The organism is Fictibacillus nanhaiensis (genome assembly GCF_042686385.1).
GTDB lineage: Bacteria > Bacillota > Bacilli > Bacillales > Fictibacillaceae > Fictibacillus > Fictibacillus nanhaiensis.
This window is the reverse complement of the sequence record NZ_JBHUPF010000016.1, coordinates 14,555-32,141: the sequence shown is the minus strand read 5'-3', so window position 1 is coordinate 32,141 and position 17,587 is coordinate 14,555. Positions and strand designations below refer to the sequence as shown.

Genomic DNA, 17,587 nt, shown 5'->3' with positions numbered 1-17,587 from the left:
TAAGCGGGCCAAAGCCTTTTTCTGTTTAAAATAGCTGTTTTTGTATTCCTTTGATGTTTTTGAAAGTAGTTGATTTCCGTTTCAGATGCTCGCTTTCCGCGGGGCAGGCGGTGAGCCCCTTGCCGCGTTGCGCCTTTAAGGGTCTCACCTGACCGCTTGTCCCGCAGGAGTCTCGCATCTTACTCTACAATCAACTTATCAATGAAGGGGTTTCTACAGAAACATCCGAAAGCCAAAATTTTAAAGATCACTGTTTATAGAACCATGACTAGCTCTTGTGAGAGGGGGAGTAAGAAATGCTTGGATTGAAGAAATATTTTAGTCAGGGAGAAGACTTTAAATCCATAATGGATGGCATCAACGGAGGACTGAAAGAACAACTCGTCGCTGGTCTTTCAGGCTCTGCTCGAACGATGCTGATCAGTAGTCTTCACGAGAATACAGGTAAACCTCAACTCGTTGTCACTCATAATCTTTTTCAAGCACAAAAACTTTATGAGGATCTAACTTCTCTTTTATCTGAAGATGAAGTTTATTTATATCCTGTCAATGATCTCATTTCATCTGAGATGGCTATATCGAGTCCTGAATTAAAAAGCCAAAGAATTGAGGCTTTAAATCAGCTGAGTCGATCTTTTAAAGGTGTCATCATCACGCCGGTTGCAGGGCTAAGACGATATTTGCCACCCGTTGATGTGTGGAAAAAAGCAGGCCTTGCTTTTCAAGTAGGAGAAGATATCGATTCGGATGAAATCTTGAAAAAATTAGTTGCGATGGGTTATGAACGTTCATCGATGGTTCAAACACCAGGAGAATTCAGTGTGCGCGGTGGCATTATAGATATTTATCCGCTTACTGAAAAGAACCCTGTTCGAATCGAGCTTTTTGACACAGAGATCGATTCTATTCGATACTTTGAAGCGGAAACACAGCGTTCACAGGATAAAGTAAAGGCTATTTCTATTGCACCAGCCGAAGAACTTATTCTTTTTGATGAACATTATAACAATGCTGCAGACCGAATAGATGCGAAGTTGGCATCAACTTTAAAAAATCTTAAAGATGATGCATTGAAAGAAACACTCGTTGAAAATATCAGCTATGAAACGGGCCGATTACGTGAAAAGCAACAGTTTCAAAGCATGTATAAATACGCATCTCTCTTTTACGATGAACCGGCGAGCCTTTTGCAATACATATCACCTAACAGTCTAGTGGTTATGGATGAGATCGGCCGCATTCAAGAAACGAGTCAGCAGCTTGATAAAGAAGAGGCGGAATGGCAGACGGCACTACTTGAGCATGGAGAGCTGGTACAGGACCTTACGATTTCGCCTGATACGAGTGGTTTGCTTGGTGATAAAAAAGCGTTCCCTATTATCTATTTATCCTTGTTCTTAAGACATGTTCCTCATACACAGCCTCAAAATATTTTGAACGTAGAATGTAAGAGCATGCAGAATTTCCACGGTCAGATGAATGTTTTAAAAGGTGAGATGGACCGCTGGAAGAAGCTTGGATTTGCGATCGTTTTTGTAGCGATGAACAAAGAGCGAGCGAACCGATTAGAACGTGTACTTGCAGATTATGAGATGGATGCAGGTATCATTGCGGCGGATCAGAACATTCAGCCGAAAACGAGCCAGATCTTACTTGGAGATCTTGGAAGCGGATTTGAATCTGTGAAGCAAAAGCTTGTTGTTATCACAGAAGAAGAAGTGTTTACGAAAAAAGCAAAACGTCCTGCACGAAAACAGAAGATGACGAACGCAGAGCGCATCAAGAGCTATTCCGAACTAAAAGTAGGCGATTATGTCGTTCACGTGAATCACGGGATCGGTAAGTACTTAGGGATTGAAACGCTTGAGATCAAAGGCGTTCATAAAGATTACCTGCATATTAAATATTCCGGAAACGACAAGCTGTATGTTCCAGTTGAACAGATCGACCAAGTTCAAAAATATGTAGGATCTGAAGGCAAAGAACCTAAGATCTATTCTCTAGGCGGCAGTGATTGGAAGAAAGTGAAGAGCCGGGTCAAATCTTCTGTTCAAGATATTGCAGATGATCTCATCAAGCTTTATGCAGAGCGTGAAGCGAGCAGAGGATATGCTTTTGCTGAAGATGGTGCAGAACAGAGTGAGTTTGAGGGAAGCTTTCCTTATCAAGAAACAGATGATCAGCTTCGTGCCATTGAAGAGATCAAAAAAGACATGGAGAGCGTCCGTCCGATGGATCGTCTTCTATGTGGAGATGTTGGTTACGGTAAAACGGAAGTGGCGATCCGTGCTGCGTTTAAAGCCATCATGGATGGTAAGCAAGTAGCGTTCCTTGTTCCTACTACAATCTTAGCTCAGCAGCATTTTGAAACGTTTCGTGAGCGTTTTTCCGAATTTCCGATCACGATCGGAAGCATAAGTCGTTTTCGATCTAAAAAAGAGCAAAATGAAGTACTGAAAGGCTTAAAAGCTGGCACGGTCGATATCGCGATCGGAACACATCGTCTACTTTCTAAAGATGTTCAATATAAAGACCTAGGCTTGCTCATCATCGATGAAGAACAGCGTTTTGGTGTTACTCATAAAGAAAAAATCAAAACGCTAAAATCTAATGTGGATGTACTTACGTTAACGGCAACACCTATTCCGCGTACACTTCATATGTCGATGCTCGGTGTTCGTGATCTATCTGTAATTGAAACACCGCCTGAGAATCGTTTCCCGGTACAGACGTATGTAATGGACTATAATGGTTCTCTCGTTCGAGAAGCGATCGAACGAGAGATGGGTCGCGGCGGGCAAGTGTATTTCTTATACAACCGAGTCGATTCGATCGAACGAATGGCAGAGCAAATCTCGATGCTTGTTCCGGATTGTCGTGTCGCCTATGCTCACGGTCAGATGTCTGAGAATGAGCTTGAAAGTGTCATGCTGGAGTTTTTAGAAGGAAACTATGATGTATTAGTATCTACGACGATCATCGAGACGGGTGTAGACATTCCTAATGTAAACACATTAATCGTGTACGATGCGGATAAGATGGGACTCTCCCAGCTTTACCAGTTAAGAGGACGTGTTGGTCGTTCAAACCGTGTCGCTTATGCGTATTTCACGTATCAACGAGATAAAGTTTTAACAGAAGTTGCGGAGAAACGTCTTCAGGCGATAAAAGAATTTACGGAGTTAGGATCAGGCTTTAAGATCGCGATGCGAGATCTTTCTATTCGTGGTGCGGGTAATCTCTTAGGTGCTCAGCAACATGGATTTATCGACTCTGTCGGGTTTGATCTATACTCGCAGATGCTTGAAGAAGCGATACAAGAAAGAAAAGGTAACAAACCGAAAGAAGTGGAAGAAGACGTTGACCTTAACATAGAGGTAGACGCTTATATTCCGACCAATTATATCGGTGACGAAAAGCAAAAGATCGAGATGTACAAACACGTACGTGCGGCAAAAGCTTTAAAAGACATATCCGACTTACAAGAGGAATTTGTTGATCGCTTCGGTGACTACCCAGTAGAAGTGGAATGTTTACTTTTAGTAGCAGGCATTAAACTCCGCGCGAAACGAGAAGGCGTTAAGTTGATCGAACAGAAGCAGGATACGGTGAACATGATTCTAAACGAGAAGACGACTTCATCGCTTGATGGAGGAAAGATGTTCGAGATCGCCAATAAGATTGGCCGTCATGTGAATCTGGGCATGCAGGGTAATCTGATGAAAGTGGTTATTAATCGTAAACGAGTTAAAGATCTGGATTTGTTGAAACAGATTGATCTTTTCCTAAAAGAAATGAAGCATGCTAGGAAAGAAAAGACAACAAATACACCATAAATTTTAATAACCCTCTCTTTCGTGAATAGAACAGGAGATGTAACAAATAATAAACCTAGGAAATGGAACATTCTTTCTGTGAAGGAACCATTTTGTTACATCAATGATTCATCAACATCCGAAAGAGAGGGCATTATTTATATGAAAGCAACTGGTATTGTTCGACGTATTGATGACCTCGGGCGCGTAGTTATTCCAAAAGAAATCCGCAGAACACTTCGGATTCGTGAGGGAGACCCGCTTGAGATCTTTGTAGACCGTGATGGAGAGGTCATTTTAAAGAAATATTCTCCAATCAACGAGCTTGGTGATTTTGCAAAGGAATATGCAGAAAGCCTTGCAGACAGTACAGGTCATGTTGTGTTAATTGCTGACCGTGATACATACATTGCGGTAGCTGGCGGATCCAAGAAAGATTATCACAATAAAAGCATCGGTAAAGTAGTAGAAGCTTCCATGAGTGACAGAAAGACGTTAGTAGAACCGAACGGAACGGAAGCGGAGCTGATCGATGGGATCAAAGAAAACACTTCTCACGTGATCGCGCCGATCATCGCAGGTGGAGATCCGATCGGAGCAGTCGTTATGATTGGTAAAGAAGGTAAGAAGCTTACTGAACTTGAGCAAAAACTTGCTGAAACTGCAGCGGGATTCTTAGCAAGACAGATGGAACAATAAGAAAGGGCGATCCATGCTCTTTCTTTTTTTTGTCCGAATTTTGATGGCGTTGATCGTTTTAGAGGAGCGCTTTCCGGGACAATAACCAGTTACGAATCGTATATCGCCGGGCGATATAGAGTGACTATGGTATAATATCTTGAATTATGTTCAATGAGGACAAGAAGTGTCGACTTCTGTCGTCCCGGGAAATATATATGTTATAAATATTGAGGTTATTTTATGAAAACAAAGAACTATTCCGTGTGGGAAGGGGCTATGCTGCTGACTGCAGCAGCCATTATCGTAAAATTACTCAGCGTAGTATACCGAATTCCCTATCAGAACATGACGGGTGATTTTGGTTTTTATGTGTTTCAGCAAGCCTATCCGTTTTATGCGATAGCCGTTGCTATTGCTTTTACAGGTTTTCCGATGGCTCTGTCAAAAATGATCGTGTCTGAGAAAAACAATGACGATCATTTAATTAAAACTGCGGCATGGACTTCCGTTATGTTAGGTTTAGTATCCTTCCTATTCTTATTTTTAGCGGCGCCATTTATCGCTGAATGGATGGGAGACAGGCATCTAGAACTGCCGATTAAAGTCATATCTGTTCTTTTTCTGTTTATTCCGCTTTCTGCCTTTTTTAGGGGAACCTATCAGGGTTTCGGTGACATGCAACTGACTGCTGTTTCGCAGTTGATCGAACAGACGATACGAGTTTCAGGCATCTTACTTTTATCCTATTATTTTGTCTCAAAAGGATATTCCAGCTATGAAACAGGAGCAGCAGCACTCTCAGGATCGGTTGCGGGTACAATCGCATCAGGTTTGTTTCTTCTTTACTTTTGGAAAAAAGGGGTAGCGAACCGATATAGCTCTCAAGCAAAATTTAGGTTTTTATATGCTGCAGAGCTGTTAAAAACGAGCATCTACCTGTCATTAAGCGCACTGATTTTAGCGTTGATGCAGCTGGTTGATGCGTTTCTTTTCGTTAATGTTTGGATAGAAAGCGGCATGGAGGCTTATGATGCGAAACTATTGAAAGGTGTGTTTGACCGTGGTCAACCCCTACTTCAGTTAGGAACAGTGCTAGCCGCATCTGTAGCACTTGCTGTTGTGCCGGAGATGGCATCACTTGTTGCAGAAAAGAAACAAAAAGAGATTCGAATGCTTGCTAAGCTCTCCGTGAAAATTTCTATCGTTTTTGGCGGGGCAGCGGCAATCGGGCTTATCTTTATTATGAAACACCTCAATGTTATGCTGTTTAAAAATGATGATGGATCGCTTGCTCTTGCTATCCTCTGTATTTCAATTATTTTCGTATCCATCATCTATACGACCACAGGACTTCTACAAGGAATCGGTCATGGTCGGTTTGCGGCATATACCGTTCTTATCGCGGTATTGATAAAAATTCTTGGCAACTTGGTGCTCATTCCTTCTTTCGGGATGGAAGGAGCAGCCGGATCTACCGTTCTGGCCACAATGGCTGCGGCGATCGCACAACTAATGAAGCTTCAGACCATTACGAAGTTTCTAACCGGAAGCAGAAAAACAACACTCCTTACACTAATCATCTCTCTGATTTTGATGGGTGCTGGTGTATGGACATGGATCTATATGACGAAAAACTATTTATTCACGGCAGATACTCGCTTTGAAGCTATGCTGATCAGTATCAGTGCTTCATGTATTGGTGCAGTGATCTATATTCTCTGTATCTTAGTATTTAAAATATTTTCTCAAAATGAATGGAACTCCGTCTTTCATTCTATTGGTTTTATTCAGAAGGTGTTTAAACGTCTTAAAAAAAGGAGACCATGATGACGAAGAAGATAACAATTATAGGGTTAGGTGCAGGAGATTTAGACCAGATGACACTGGGCATCTATCGCGTGTTAGAGTCAGCTGAAAAAGTTTACGTACGTACGATTCATCACCCCGCGATTGAAGAATTAATGAAACAAGGAAAGCAATTCGTCGCGTTTGATGAAGTCTATGAAAAACATGATCAGTTTGAGCCAGTGTACGAAGAAATTGCCGAAACCCTATTTAAACAAGCTGAGGTAGAAGGTCATGTCCTTTATGCTGTGCCAGGTCACCCGTTAGTTGCGGAGCAAGTGGTGCAGATTCTTCTTCATAAGAGTGAGAGTAAAGGTATCGAGGTTTCGGTAGCAGGCGGAAAGAGTTTCCTTGATGAAATGTATACAGCACTCAAGATTGATCCGATTGAAGGCTGCCAGATCCTAGATGGAACTTCTTTGAAAAAAGATGAGGTTCAGATCAGACATCACCTTGTTATCGTGCAAGTATACGACAACTTTATCGCTTCAGAAGTAAAGCTGACTTTGATGGATAAGTATCCAGACGATTATGAAGTAACGATCGTAACAGCAGCAGGAAGTGCTGAGGAATCTATTAAAGTAGTACCACTATACGAGCTAGATCAGTCTGTAACATTGAATAACTTAACCGCTGTGTATGTTCCCCCCGTAAAAGAAGAGGAGCTGCTATACAGAGACTTTGCTTTCTTAAAAAACGTTATTGCTCGATTACGCGGTCCAGGAGGCTGCCCGTGGGATCAGAAGCAAACACATGTAACGTTAAAGAAGTATTTGATCGAAGAAGCTTACGAAGTGTTAGAAGCGATTGATGAAGAAGACGATGATGCTCTAGCTGAAGAATTAGGAGATGTGCTGCTTCAAGTTCTACTTCACGCACAAATTGGCGAGGATGAAGGCTTCTTTGTTTTAGAAGACGTGATTGAAACGTTAACCGGAAAGATGATTCGTCGTCATCCACACGTTTTTAGTGATGTTTCTGCAGAGGATGCAGATCAGGTTGTAGCGAACTGGGATGCGATCAAATCACAAGAAGCAGGAAAAGAAGATCGTGATTCATTACTAGATGGTGTGCCAAAGGGAATTCCAGCTATCCAAAAAGCGTTTCTTTATCAAAAAAAGGCGGCAAAAGTTGGCTTCGACTGGAAAGAAGTTGAACCGGTGGTCGATAAGATCTTAGAAGAACTAAAAGAGTTTCAAGAAGCGGAAGGCGATGAACAGCAAAGAGAATTAGGTGATCTGTTGTTCTCTGTTGTGAATCTAGCCCGTTTTTACAAGATAGACCCTGAAGAAGCTCTCAATGAAACAAACCGTAAATTTAAGAAGCGATTCAACTACATCGAGCAGGAACTGAAGAAGCAAAACCTTTCGTTTGAGGACGTCACTCTAGAAGAAATGGACCGTCTTTGGAACGAGGCAAAATAATTTTTTTTTCAACAAAGAAGGATTATAGTGAAAAATAGAGAATATTTTCTCGAGAAATATCATGAAACCCTTAATTATAGGGGGTTTCTAGCGAAATCTTTGATAGAAACTTTAGGAGGTAATTAAAATGAACAAAAATGAATTGGTAACAAATATCTCAGAAAAGTCAGGACTTACTAAGAAAGACGTAGAAACAGTCGTTAATGGCGTAATCGATGAAATCACTTCTGCTCTAAAAGACGGAGACAAAGTACAATTTGTTGGATTCGGAACTTTCGAAACTCGCGAGCGTTCTAGCCGTACTGGCCGCAACCCTCAAACAGGTAAAGAAATTCAAATTCCAGCAGCAACTGTTCCGGCATTTAAAGCAGGAAACAAGCTGAAAGAAGCTGTTAAGTAAGCATGCGCTTAGATAAATTTCTGAAAGTCTCGCGCCTGATCAAACGGAGAACCGTGGCGAAAGAGATTTCAGATCAAGGGCGTATCTCCATTAACGGATTGCAGGCGAAGGCTTCCTCTGATGTAAAAGTGGGGGACGAGCTTGCGATACGTTTTGGTCAAAAGCTTGTTAAGGTTAAGATCAATGAGCTTAAAGATACGACCAAAAAAGAGGACGCGGATAACATGTACACCGTCCTCGAAGAAAACCGCATCGAAACGACTGAGTAAAGAACCTGATTTTTTCAGGTTCTTTTCTTTTTGCTGTTTTCGCAATCTTTGTTGCTCCTGTAGGTGGTTGATTTCCGTTTCAGGGTGCTCGCTTTCCGCGGGGCAGGCGGTGAGCCACATTCGTACATTTCAGGTATAAGTGTCTCACCTGTCTAGTTGCAGTGGCTAGCCCCTCGAGGTCAAAAGTTAAATGGCTAAGAAGGCAAAGTGCGCATTCAAACCCATTCATCTTTTGCTTGTCGGGGCTGTACGAGCCACTTCCACTTTAAGGACTGCCGGCCAGTCCTAGCCGAGAGTCTCGCACCTTACACTCCAATCAACTTGCAATGAAGTGAATGAAACAAGACCCAAAGGTAACAACCTTTTAGAAAAACACCTTGGGTTGCTCCAAAACATTCAGCAATTCGTACAGCTTGTTCTATTCTCTTTTAATGTTTCATACATTTGTATGGAATAGAGGAGGGGAATGTATGGACCAACGATATGATCTGAATGGATATAATCAAAAAGTGAGCACACCAAACCACGATGTAAGAATGATAGGAAGAAAGAATTTAGAGATCACGGGTGTGAAGCAAGTAGAAAGTTTTGATAATGAAGAGTTCTTGCTTGAGACAACGATGGGCTTTTTAGCGATCCGCGGGACCAACTTGAAGATGAAAAATCTTGATGTGGAATCAGGTGTTGTGAATATTGAAGGAAAAGTATTCGATCTCGTTTACCTCGACCAGCAGACCGGTGAAAAGACTAAAGGCTTCTTCGGCAAACTGTTCAAATGACCTTAACCGTACAGTTTGAAACGATGCTCTCTATGGTCCTCATGGGTATATGGATCGGAATGGCTGTCGATACGTACAGCCGATTCATTCATGAGAAGCGAAAGTGGCATTGGCTCCATTTCTTAAACGATCTGATGTTTTGGTTGGTACAGGCTTTGCTGGTCTTTTATGTTCTTCTACACGTGAATCACGCAGAGATTCGTTTTTATATTTTTATTGCTCTCATTTGCGGATATGCGGCGTACCGAGCACTCTTTGAACGAATCTATAAAAAGATACTTGAGTGGATGGTATCAGCGGTCACCTCACTTTTCCGTTTCTTATACCGTTTACTTAACTCTTTAATCGTTATGCCGATAAAATGGTTAGTTATGCTCATATCCGCTATTCTTTTATATGTACTTAACATCTTGCGGAAAATTATTATGGTACTATTCATGATTCTTTTTTCTCCTTTTAAATGGGTTGGAAGACTCATATGGCGTTTCATACCTAAGCAAAAATGGTATAATTTAAAAGAGAAATATTCAAAATTAGCAGGGTTTTTCATTTCTGCGAAGAATAAAGTCAGCAATTGGAAGGGAAAAAAGAAGTAAAGGAGGGGAACAGCGAACAAATGCGCCAGAAAAAAATAACAGAGATTCACTCACAATACATCCAGAATAAAGAGCGTCATGAGCAAGTGATCGCTAAACGTAAGCGTGGTTTATACAGGCGCTTGACGGGGGCTTTTATCGTATTTTCCTTTTTTGCTTTTTTAATTATTACGGGTATTGCAGAACAGCTCTCCCTTTTAAATGAAAAACAGACGGAACAAAAAGAATTAAGCGACGAATATAAAGCTCTTCTAGAAGAAAAGGCACAACTTAAAGATGAAGTGAATAAACTAAAAGACGAAGAATACATTGGAGAAATCGCCAGACGTGACTTTTTTATGTCAAAACCTGGTGAAACAATCTTTAAACTTCCAGAATAAAGCATTAAGCGTAGATTGACACGCAGATTTTTTCGATTGTATAATAAGTAATGATATCTTAGGAGATTTTTTAAGGAGGAGCATTTTTTGCATGTCAATTGAAGTAGGCAGCAAGTTGCAAGGTAAAGTTACTGGGATTACTCATTTTGGAGCGTTTGTAGAGCTGCCAGGGGGTACAACAGGACTCGTGCATATTAGCGAAGTTGCGGATAATTACGTAAAGGACATCAACGAATTTCTTAAAGTTGGTGATCAAGTCGAAGTTAAGGTTATGAGCGTCGAAAAGGACGGGAAGATCGGTTTATCTATCAAGAAAGCAAAAGAAAATGTTGCATCTGCTAGTAGACCAGCTCCTGCAAGAGGCGGATTTAACAAATCGCGCAAAGGTCCTAACCGAGGCGGTAACAACCATTCAACGGCATTATCTTTTGAGGATAAGATGAACAAATTCCTTAAAGATAGTGAAGATCGACTCACTACTTTAAAGCGTAGTACTGAATCAAAAAGAGGTGGCCGCGGCGGCCGAAGAGGATAATTGTTGCATTTTTAATGCTCATTCATCTATATATGGCTAGCACTCTATTCTTAAAAGAATAGGGTGCTTTTTTGTTTTTATCATTCAATCAAATTACTGTCTTTTATTTTGCATTGCTAAAGAACAAAAGTTTTTTCGGAAATCTGTTGCTAAAAATATCTTGTCATCTTTGAAAATTGACTGGAGTGTAAGGTGCGAGACTCCTGCGGGACGAGCGGTCAGGTGGAGACTCCTAATGGCGCAAAGCGGCAGGAGGCTCACCGCACGCCCCGTGGAAAGCGAGCAACCTGGAGCGGAAATCAACTCCTTTCAAGAGTAATACAAAAATCTTTTTCGACAAATTTTTAAAGAACCGTTGACAGAGTGGCAGGATAGATGTAATATACTACTTGTGTCTTTTACAAATGGCGGTGTAGCTCAGCTGGCTAGAGCGTACGGTTCATACCCGTGAGGTCGTGGGTTCGACTCCCTCCGCCGCTACCATTTTTAATTTGGACATCTACATACAAACGTACAAGAGCATCCGTCAGCGGTTGCTCTTTTTTATTTCTTTTTCTGTCATTCCATCAAACTATTTTTAAACATCAATCCCTTTATATTTTTCTTCATAATTCTCCTTAATAACTTTAAAAATGAAACTTCCTTTTCTCTTTTTGTAAGAATGTTGTCCGCTTTTGCTCTTCTTTCGTGAATTAGTGGAGAAGTCCGTCGATAAGTTTTTAAATCTTAAACTGCTCTTTTGACAAAATCTTTGTTCTAAACCTGTTTATAATGGTTACACAAATTGGAAACGGGTGGTGTATGGGATGTGGCAGAAGGTAGAACAAGAGGTACTCGAACCGATCAGAGGAATGGTCTGGGTAGAAAAGAGTCAGCAGGCAGTAACGAAGACGAGTAAGAGATGGCTTCAGATTTTGAACCAGAGCATTTTTAACTGGAGAATGCTGTTGTTTGGAATTGGTTTTTTGTTAGGACGAGCTATGATTCTGGCTGAGATGTCTCCCTTTGCTTTACCTTTTGTAGCCAGTGTATTCGTTTTGAGAAAAGAGCGGACAGGCATTGCTGTTTTTGCGATCTTGGCAGGAGCGATGTCGCATCAACCAATGAACGCTTTATTTTTTATCAGTGCCTTACTCGTTTATGCCAGTCTTCAAAAAGGAGCGGATCTGTTCATAAAGAATCGCATGCAAAGTCTTCCGCTCTTGGTTTTCGGTTCCTCCTTAATCACGCGAACCGTGTTCTCTATGTTCGGCGAAGGAGGCTTAGAGCGGGTAGATACGATGCTTGCGTTAGTGGAAGGAGGACTAAGCTTAGTTCTTACGTTAATCTTTCTTCAAAGCATACCGCTTTTAACGAATAAAAAAATACCACAATCGTTAAAAAACGAAGAGATTGTTTGCTTGATGATCCTTCTAGCTTCTGTCATGACCGGTACGATCGGCTGGCAGATCAATGATGTAGCGGTAGAACATGTTGTTTCACGTTACTTAGTCTTGTTGTTTGCTTTTGTGGGAGGAGCTGCGATTGGTTCTACAGTGGGTGTTGTGACAGGTCTGATCCTCAGCCTCGCGCAAGTAGCAAGCCTTTCTCAAATGAGCTTATTAGCTTTCTCAGGACTACTCGGTGGCCTTTTAAAAGAGGGTAAACGATTCGGTGTAAGTCTTGGGCTTATCATCGGAACCGTCATGATCGGTTTATATGGTGAGGGCAGATCCGAAATCACATCTACCTTGATGGAATCAGGGTTTGCTGTTCTACTTTTTCTTCTAACGCCAAAAATGGCAATCAGCAACATTTCAAAATATGTACCAGGCACAAGAGAGCATTCGATGCATCAGCAGCAATATTTAAAGAAGATCCGCGACGTGACCGCGAGTCGCGTTGAACGATTCTCAAGTCTCTTCCAAGCGTTATCACATTCGTTTCAATCGGTAGGTTCCTCTTTAAATGAGGAAGAGAGCACACGTGAAGTGGATCTTTTCTTGAGCAACATTACAGAAAAAACGTGCCAGACTTGTTTTAAGAAAGAACAGTGTTGGGCGCAGAACTTCACAACAACTTACGACCTGATGACTAGGCTGATGGTCGAGCAAGAAGATTATAGTGATATTAAGGATCGAAAATTAAAACGAGAATGGGAAAAGCATTGCATCAAGCCTGAAAAGATAACAGATCTTATGAATAAAGAACTAACGCAATATCGAGCTTCTCAAAAATTAAAGATACAAGTGCAAGAAAGCCGTCGTTTAGTAGCTGACCAATTGATGGGTGTTTCACAAGTGATGGGCGATTTTGCAAAAGAGATACAACGGGAACAAGAGAACCACCAAATTCAAGAAGAGCAGATCAAAGACTCTCTTGCTCAAGCAGGAATTGATGTTGGCCACGTAGATATTTATAGTTTAGAAACGTCCAACGTAGATATTGAAATGACCATTCCTTCTTGCAACGGTTCAGGAATCGCTGAGAAGCTGATCGCGCCGATCTTATCCGACATATTGGAAGAGACGATTCTCGTGACACATGAAGATTGTGAGAACTATCCGAGTGGGTTCTGTCATCTCTCTTTTCATTCAGCACGAGAATATGTGGTTGAAACAGGTATTGCCTCAGCAGCTAAAGGAGGAGCATGGCTTTCGGGGGATAGCCATTCAACGATAGAGATTGGTGCTGGGAAGTTTGCTGTTGCGATCGCAGATGGAATGGGTAACGGAGAACGAGCGTTCATCGAAAGCAATGAAACGCTTCAGCTACTGCAAAAAATTCTTCAGTCTGGTATTGAAGAAGAAGTGGCCATTAAGTCAGTCAACTCTGTGCTCTCGTTACGTACAACAGATGAAATTTTTTCTACGCTAGACCTTGCGATGATCGATCTGCAAGATGCATCTGCTAAGTTCTTAAAGATTGGTTCAACCCCGAGTTTTATTAAACGAGGAGACCAGATCAAAACGGTAGAAGCAAGCAATCTTCCGATGGGAATCATTCGGGACTTTGATGTGGACGTAGTGGATGAACAGCTGAAAGCAGGAGATATTCTCATCATGATGAGTGATGGGATCTATGAAGCTCCACGTCATATCGAAAATATCGATGCGTGGCTAAAGCGTAAGATCAGAGAGATCGATACAGAGGATCCACAAGAGATAGCTGATCTGATCATGGAAGAAGTGATTCGTTCAGGAAATAACGGGATCGAGGATGATATGACGGTCGCTGTTACTAAGATTGAGAAAAATATTCCTAAGTGGGCAACTGTTCCTCAATATCCGAAAGTCGCGATCAACCGAAAGAAAGCTCAATAGTTTATAAGAATAAGAGGCCGTTCTTTTTTTGAAAAAAGAGCGGTCTTTTTATTTGTAGTCTTTTCGTGATGCGCGCTCGCTTTTGTAAGTGGACAGTATTTTGGCAGAAGTGGACAGTAAAATTTAAAAAGTGGACAGTAAATAGTGAAAACTGGACAGTATTTATGTATAAGTGGACAGTATTCCCGCTCCGACTTCATTTAGCGATCATGTATTGCGGTCTTTTCTGCGTATAAACCACCGCTTTCTTGACGAAGATGGTAATAGTTAAAATTCGTACTTGAGAGGGGTTAGCGTTATGCGAAACAAAGGAACGCTGCGTCAAATTTTACTGATTACAGATGGGTGCTCGAACCAAGGTGAAGATCCGATTGCGATGGCGGCACTTGCTAACGAACAAGGAATAGCTGTAAATGTCATTGGCGTACTGAATGAGAATGCACCTGAGTATCATAGACAAGGTCTAAAAGAAGTGGAAGAGATCGCGATGGCCGGCGGTGGTATAAGTCAGGTTGTTTATACGAAACAACTCGCACAAACGGTGAAGATGGTCACTCAAAAAGCGATGGCTCAAACGATAAAAGGCGTTGTGAATGCTGAGCTGCAACAGATACTCGGAAGTCAGTCTTCGATGGAAGATCTTCCGCCCGACAAACGAGGAGAAGTGATTGAAGTTGTCGATGAGATGGGAGAGACCATGAACCTCGAGATCTTAGTCTTGATTGACGCTTCAGGATCCATGGAAGACAAGATGCTGACGGTTCAAGAGTCTCTGCTTGATCTCTCTATCTCGTTGAATTCAAGAATTGGAGATAACGAGTTTGCACTCTATGTTTTTCCGGGCAAGAGAACAGAGGCAGAAGAACTTTTAAGCTGGTCTTCTAAACTAGAATCGATCGGTAAAACCTTTTCAAAGATATCACTTGGCGGGATCACACCAACAGGTCCTGCAATAAAAGAAGCTATTGCGGCTTTTGGTCGTAAACGATCGTCAAAAAGGAGATTCTTGTCCGATGATGCCCCAGGATATTCGAACGAGTCCGGTATGTAACTTAGTAGTTGGCAATGAAATACGCGGTAAGTGGAATCATTCCAGATATCGGATTCGTCGCCGTCTAGGATATGGAGCAACGGGTGCTGTCTATCTGGCTGATTCGGATCGAGGAGTGGTCGCACTTAAGATCGGACATGATCAGATGTCGATCACATCTGAAGTCAATGTGCTGAAGCGTTTTTCTAAGGTCCAGGGGAAAATCCTTGGACCTTCTTTAATCGATGTGGATGATTGGGTGACGCAGACTGCCACATATCCCTTTTATGCGATGGAATATTTAAAAGGAGAGACGCTCTTTGACTTTATGAAGACTAAATCTCCAGAATGGGCTGGAATCCTGCTTGTACAACTTCTTACGGACCTGCATACGCTTCATCAGGCGGGCTGGGCGTTCGGTGATTTAAAGCCAGATAATCTGCTCGTAACTGGTCCTCCGTATCGAATACGTTGGATAGACGTTGGAGGAACGACTGTGATGGACAGATCGATTAAAGAATACACCGAATTCTATGACCGAGGCTATTGGGGGAAGGGAACGAGAAAGGCCGAGCCATCGTATGATCTGTTTTCAGCGGGAATGGTGATGGTGAATCTTGCTTATCCATCTCGTTTCACGAAAAATGGAGATCCTGATAAACAGTTTCAATCTAAAATAGCGGGCAGTCCGATGCTTAAGCCGTACGCTCCTATCTTACAAAAAGCATGGAACGGCAAATATCGAAATGCAGAAGAGATGAGAAACGAGCTTGTCCTTTTGTTGAACGCCAACGATAAAGCAAAATCACCTCAAACACAGAGGAATTCAACGCAAAAACCAGCATCAAGACAAGCGCAAAAGAAAAAGAAAAGCAGCTTTATCGTAGAAACATTTTTAGTCTTCACGTTTGTTTTCGTTGTGTACTTTTTTTACATGCTCGGTCAAACGATGTAAATAGTGTTCGTTCCTGCAATTCTTTGTTATGATTTTAAAAGGCATTTTCGTAAAACTTCGTTGTTCTTGAAAGTAGTTGCTTTCTGTTACAGGTTGCTCGCTTTCCGGGGGCGTGAACAAGTCCAACGAAAACAAGCCTACTATTAAACGAAAAATGAAGGAGCGGTTTGCGTTGCAGGAAGTGGAGAATTTTATTAAAAGACACAAGCTTCTCTCAGCGGGCCAAACTGTAGTAATCGGTGTTTCCGGAGGACCAGATTCTTTAGCGTTGCTGCATTTTTTGTGGAGAAGGTCTTCTTATTACAAAATTAAGATTGTTGCAGCCTCATTCGACCATCGCTTAAGGGGCGAAGAGTCGGCATCAGAACTTGCATTTGTTAAGAACTTTTGTGACGAGCGGGACATTACTTTTGAAGGGGATAGTGCAGATGTTGCCAGCTATCAAGGAGAACATAACTTGTCTCTACAAACCGCTGCTAGAATCTGCCGATACAATTTCTTTGAAAAAGTCATGAAAAAACATCGTGCAGAGAGGCTCGCGTTGGCGCATCATGGTGACGATCAAGTGGAAACGATGCTCATGAGAATGACGAGGGGCAGCGAAGGGTTTAGTTCTGCTGGCATTCCGGTTAAACGACCTTTTGCTACCGGAAAAATAATTCGTCCTTTTTTAGGAATAACAAAAGACCAAATCGAGCATTATTGTAAAGTAGAAAACCTGTTTCCCGTTTATGATTCAAGCAATGAAAGTGATAAATATGTTCGAAATCGCTTCAGAAAAAAAATTCTGCCTTTTTTAAAACAAGAAAACCCTAACGTACATGAAAGATTTCAGTATTTAAGTGAAACTATTTCAGAAGATGAAACGTATATATTGAAACTGGCTGAAATAGAGTTAGAAAAGGTTTTAATCAGGCGAACAGAGGGGAAAATAGAGTTATCTGTATCCGCTTTTAACAAGATGCCTATTCCTTTACAAAAAAGAGGGATTACACTAATATTGAACTATCTGTATAAAATTAATCCTTCATCTCTTTCCTCTGTACATAAGGAAAACTTTCTTAGTTTGCTCGGAAGTGAGCATCCATCCGGAATGTTGCATTTTCCGTCAGGTTTAGTAGTTAGCCGAACTTATGACAGATGTTTGTTAAGTTTTGAGCATATCGTCAAAAATGAGGAAGGGTCTTATGACTTTTCGTTAGAGCTGCCTGGTTATGTAGAATTGCCGAATGGACGTATAACTGCTGAAATAACAGATTGTGAACCCGCTTTACAAAGAGGAAAAGATGTTTTTGTGTTTTCAATGAAAGAAGTTGATCTCCCGTTACGAGTTCGTACCCGAAAACCAGGTGACCGGATGGCGATTGCCGGCGTCGGTTCTCGGAAATTAAAAGATATATTTATTGATGCTAAAGTGCCGCAGGAAGAAAGAAACGTTTGGCCGGTTGTTGTTGATTCAAACGGTAAGATTATTTGGCTTCCAGGGCTAAAACACGTTAGATGTCATCAAATACATCCATCAGAACTTTGGGTTATCCTACGCTTTCATAAAAATCGCCATGACGTCTAGGAGGCT

14 protein-coding genes and 1 tRNA gene are annotated in these 17,587 nt (G+C 41.6%); all 15 read left to right on the top strand.

Features of this window, described 5'->3' with window-relative positions; all coding sequences use genetic code 11:
* Nucleotides 1-296: 296 nt before the first annotated feature.
* The 15 genes from mfd to tilS all read left to right on the top strand — a co-directional run bounded on the left by mfd (nt 297) and on the right by tilS (nt 17,581).
* Nucleotides 297-3,836, top strand: a complete 3,540-nt coding sequence (mfd, locus tag ACFS5O_RS20180; RefSeq protein ID WP_205724256.1) for a transcription-repair coupling factor — start codon at nt 297-299, stop codon at nt 3,834-3,836.
* A 141-nt stretch (nt 3,837-3,977) separates the two neighbouring features.
* Entirely contained in the window at nt 3,978-4,514 is a 537-nt protein-coding gene (gene spoVT, locus ACFS5O_RS20175; RefSeq protein WP_137792166.1) for a stage V sporulation protein T, read from the top strand.
* A 222-nt stretch (nt 4,515-4,736) separates the two neighbouring features.
* Nucleotides 4,737-6,323 (top strand): putative polysaccharide biosynthesis protein, encoded by a 1,587-nt coding sequence (locus ACFS5O_RS20170; protein WP_205724257.1) that lies wholly within the window; start codon nt 4,737-4,739, stop codon nt 6,321-6,323.
* Entirely contained in the window at nt 6,323-7,765 is a 1,443-nt protein-coding gene (gene yabN / locus ACFS5O_RS20165; protein WP_205724258.1) for a bifunctional methyltransferase/pyrophosphohydrolase YabN, read from the top strand. The genes ACFS5O_RS20170 and yabN overlap by 1 nt, the downstream gene beginning before the upstream one ends.
* 127 nt (nt 7,766-7,892) lie before the next feature.
* Nucleotides 7,893-8,165, top strand: coding sequence for an HU family DNA-binding protein (locus ACFS5O_RS20160; protein ID WP_066238167.1), 273 nt, complete (start codon nt 7,893-7,895; stop codon nt 8,163-8,165).
* A gap of 2 nt (nt 8,166-8,167) precedes the next feature.
* Complete coding sequence (locus ACFS5O_RS20155; RefSeq protein ID WP_066390530.1) at nt 8,168-8,434, top strand: RNA-binding S4 domain-containing protein; 267 nt, start codon at nt 8,168-8,170, stop codon at nt 8,432-8,434.
* A 470-nt stretch (nt 8,435-8,904) separates the two neighbouring features.
* Nucleotides 8,905-9,213 carry a sporulation protein YabP gene (gene yabP, locus ACFS5O_RS20150; RefSeq protein ID WP_066390532.1) on the top strand — a complete coding sequence of 103 codons (309 nt, stop codon included), beginning with the start codon at nt 8,905-8,907 and terminating at the stop codon, nt 9,211-9,213.
* On the top strand, nt 9,210-9,809 hold the full coding sequence (gene yabQ, locus ACFS5O_RS20145) for a spore cortex biosynthesis protein YabQ (protein ID WP_205724259.1): 600 nt from the start codon (nt 9,210-9,212) through the stop codon (nt 9,807-9,809). Before yabP ends, yabQ begins: the two co-directional genes overlap by 4 nt.
* Nucleotides 9,810-9,829: 20 nt before the next feature.
* Nucleotides 9,830-10,189, top strand: coding sequence for an FtsB family cell division protein (locus ACFS5O_RS20140; RefSeq protein WP_205724260.1), 360 nt, complete (start codon nt 9,830-9,832; stop codon nt 10,187-10,189).
* A gap of 91 nt (nt 10,190-10,280) precedes the next feature.
* Complete coding sequence (locus tag ACFS5O_RS20135) at nt 10,281-10,724, top strand: S1 domain-containing RNA-binding protein (protein ID WP_066390538.1); 444 nt, start codon at nt 10,281-10,283, stop codon at nt 10,722-10,724.
* 406 nt (nt 10,725-11,130) lie between these two features.
* Nucleotides 11,131-11,207 (top strand) — tRNA-Met (locus ACFS5O_RS20130).
* A 323-nt stretch (nt 11,208-11,530) separates the two neighbouring features.
* Nucleotides 11,531-14,026, top strand: a complete 2,496-nt coding sequence (gene spoIIE / locus ACFS5O_RS20125; RefSeq protein ID WP_205724261.1) for a stage II sporulation protein E — start codon at nt 11,531-11,533, stop codon at nt 14,024-14,026.
* 298 nt (nt 14,027-14,324) lie between these two features.
* Nucleotides 14,325-15,077 carry a vWA domain-containing protein gene (locus tag ACFS5O_RS20120; protein WP_066390542.1) on the top strand — a complete coding sequence of 251 codons (753 nt, stop codon included), beginning with the start codon at nt 14,325-14,327 and terminating at the stop codon, nt 15,075-15,077.
* Nucleotides 15,040-16,011, top strand: a complete 972-nt coding sequence (locus tag ACFS5O_RS20115; RefSeq protein ID WP_205724262.1) for a serine/threonine protein kinase — start codon at nt 15,040-15,042, stop codon at nt 16,009-16,011. The genes ACFS5O_RS20120 and ACFS5O_RS20115 overlap by 38 nt, the downstream gene beginning before the upstream one ends.
* Nucleotides 16,012-16,123: 112 nt before the next feature.
* Entirely contained in the window at nt 16,124-17,581 is a 1,458-nt protein-coding gene (gene tilS / locus ACFS5O_RS20110; RefSeq protein WP_318300056.1) for a tRNA lysidine(34) synthetase TilS, read from the top strand.
* The last annotated feature ends 6 nt before the right edge of the window (nt 17,582-17,587 follow it).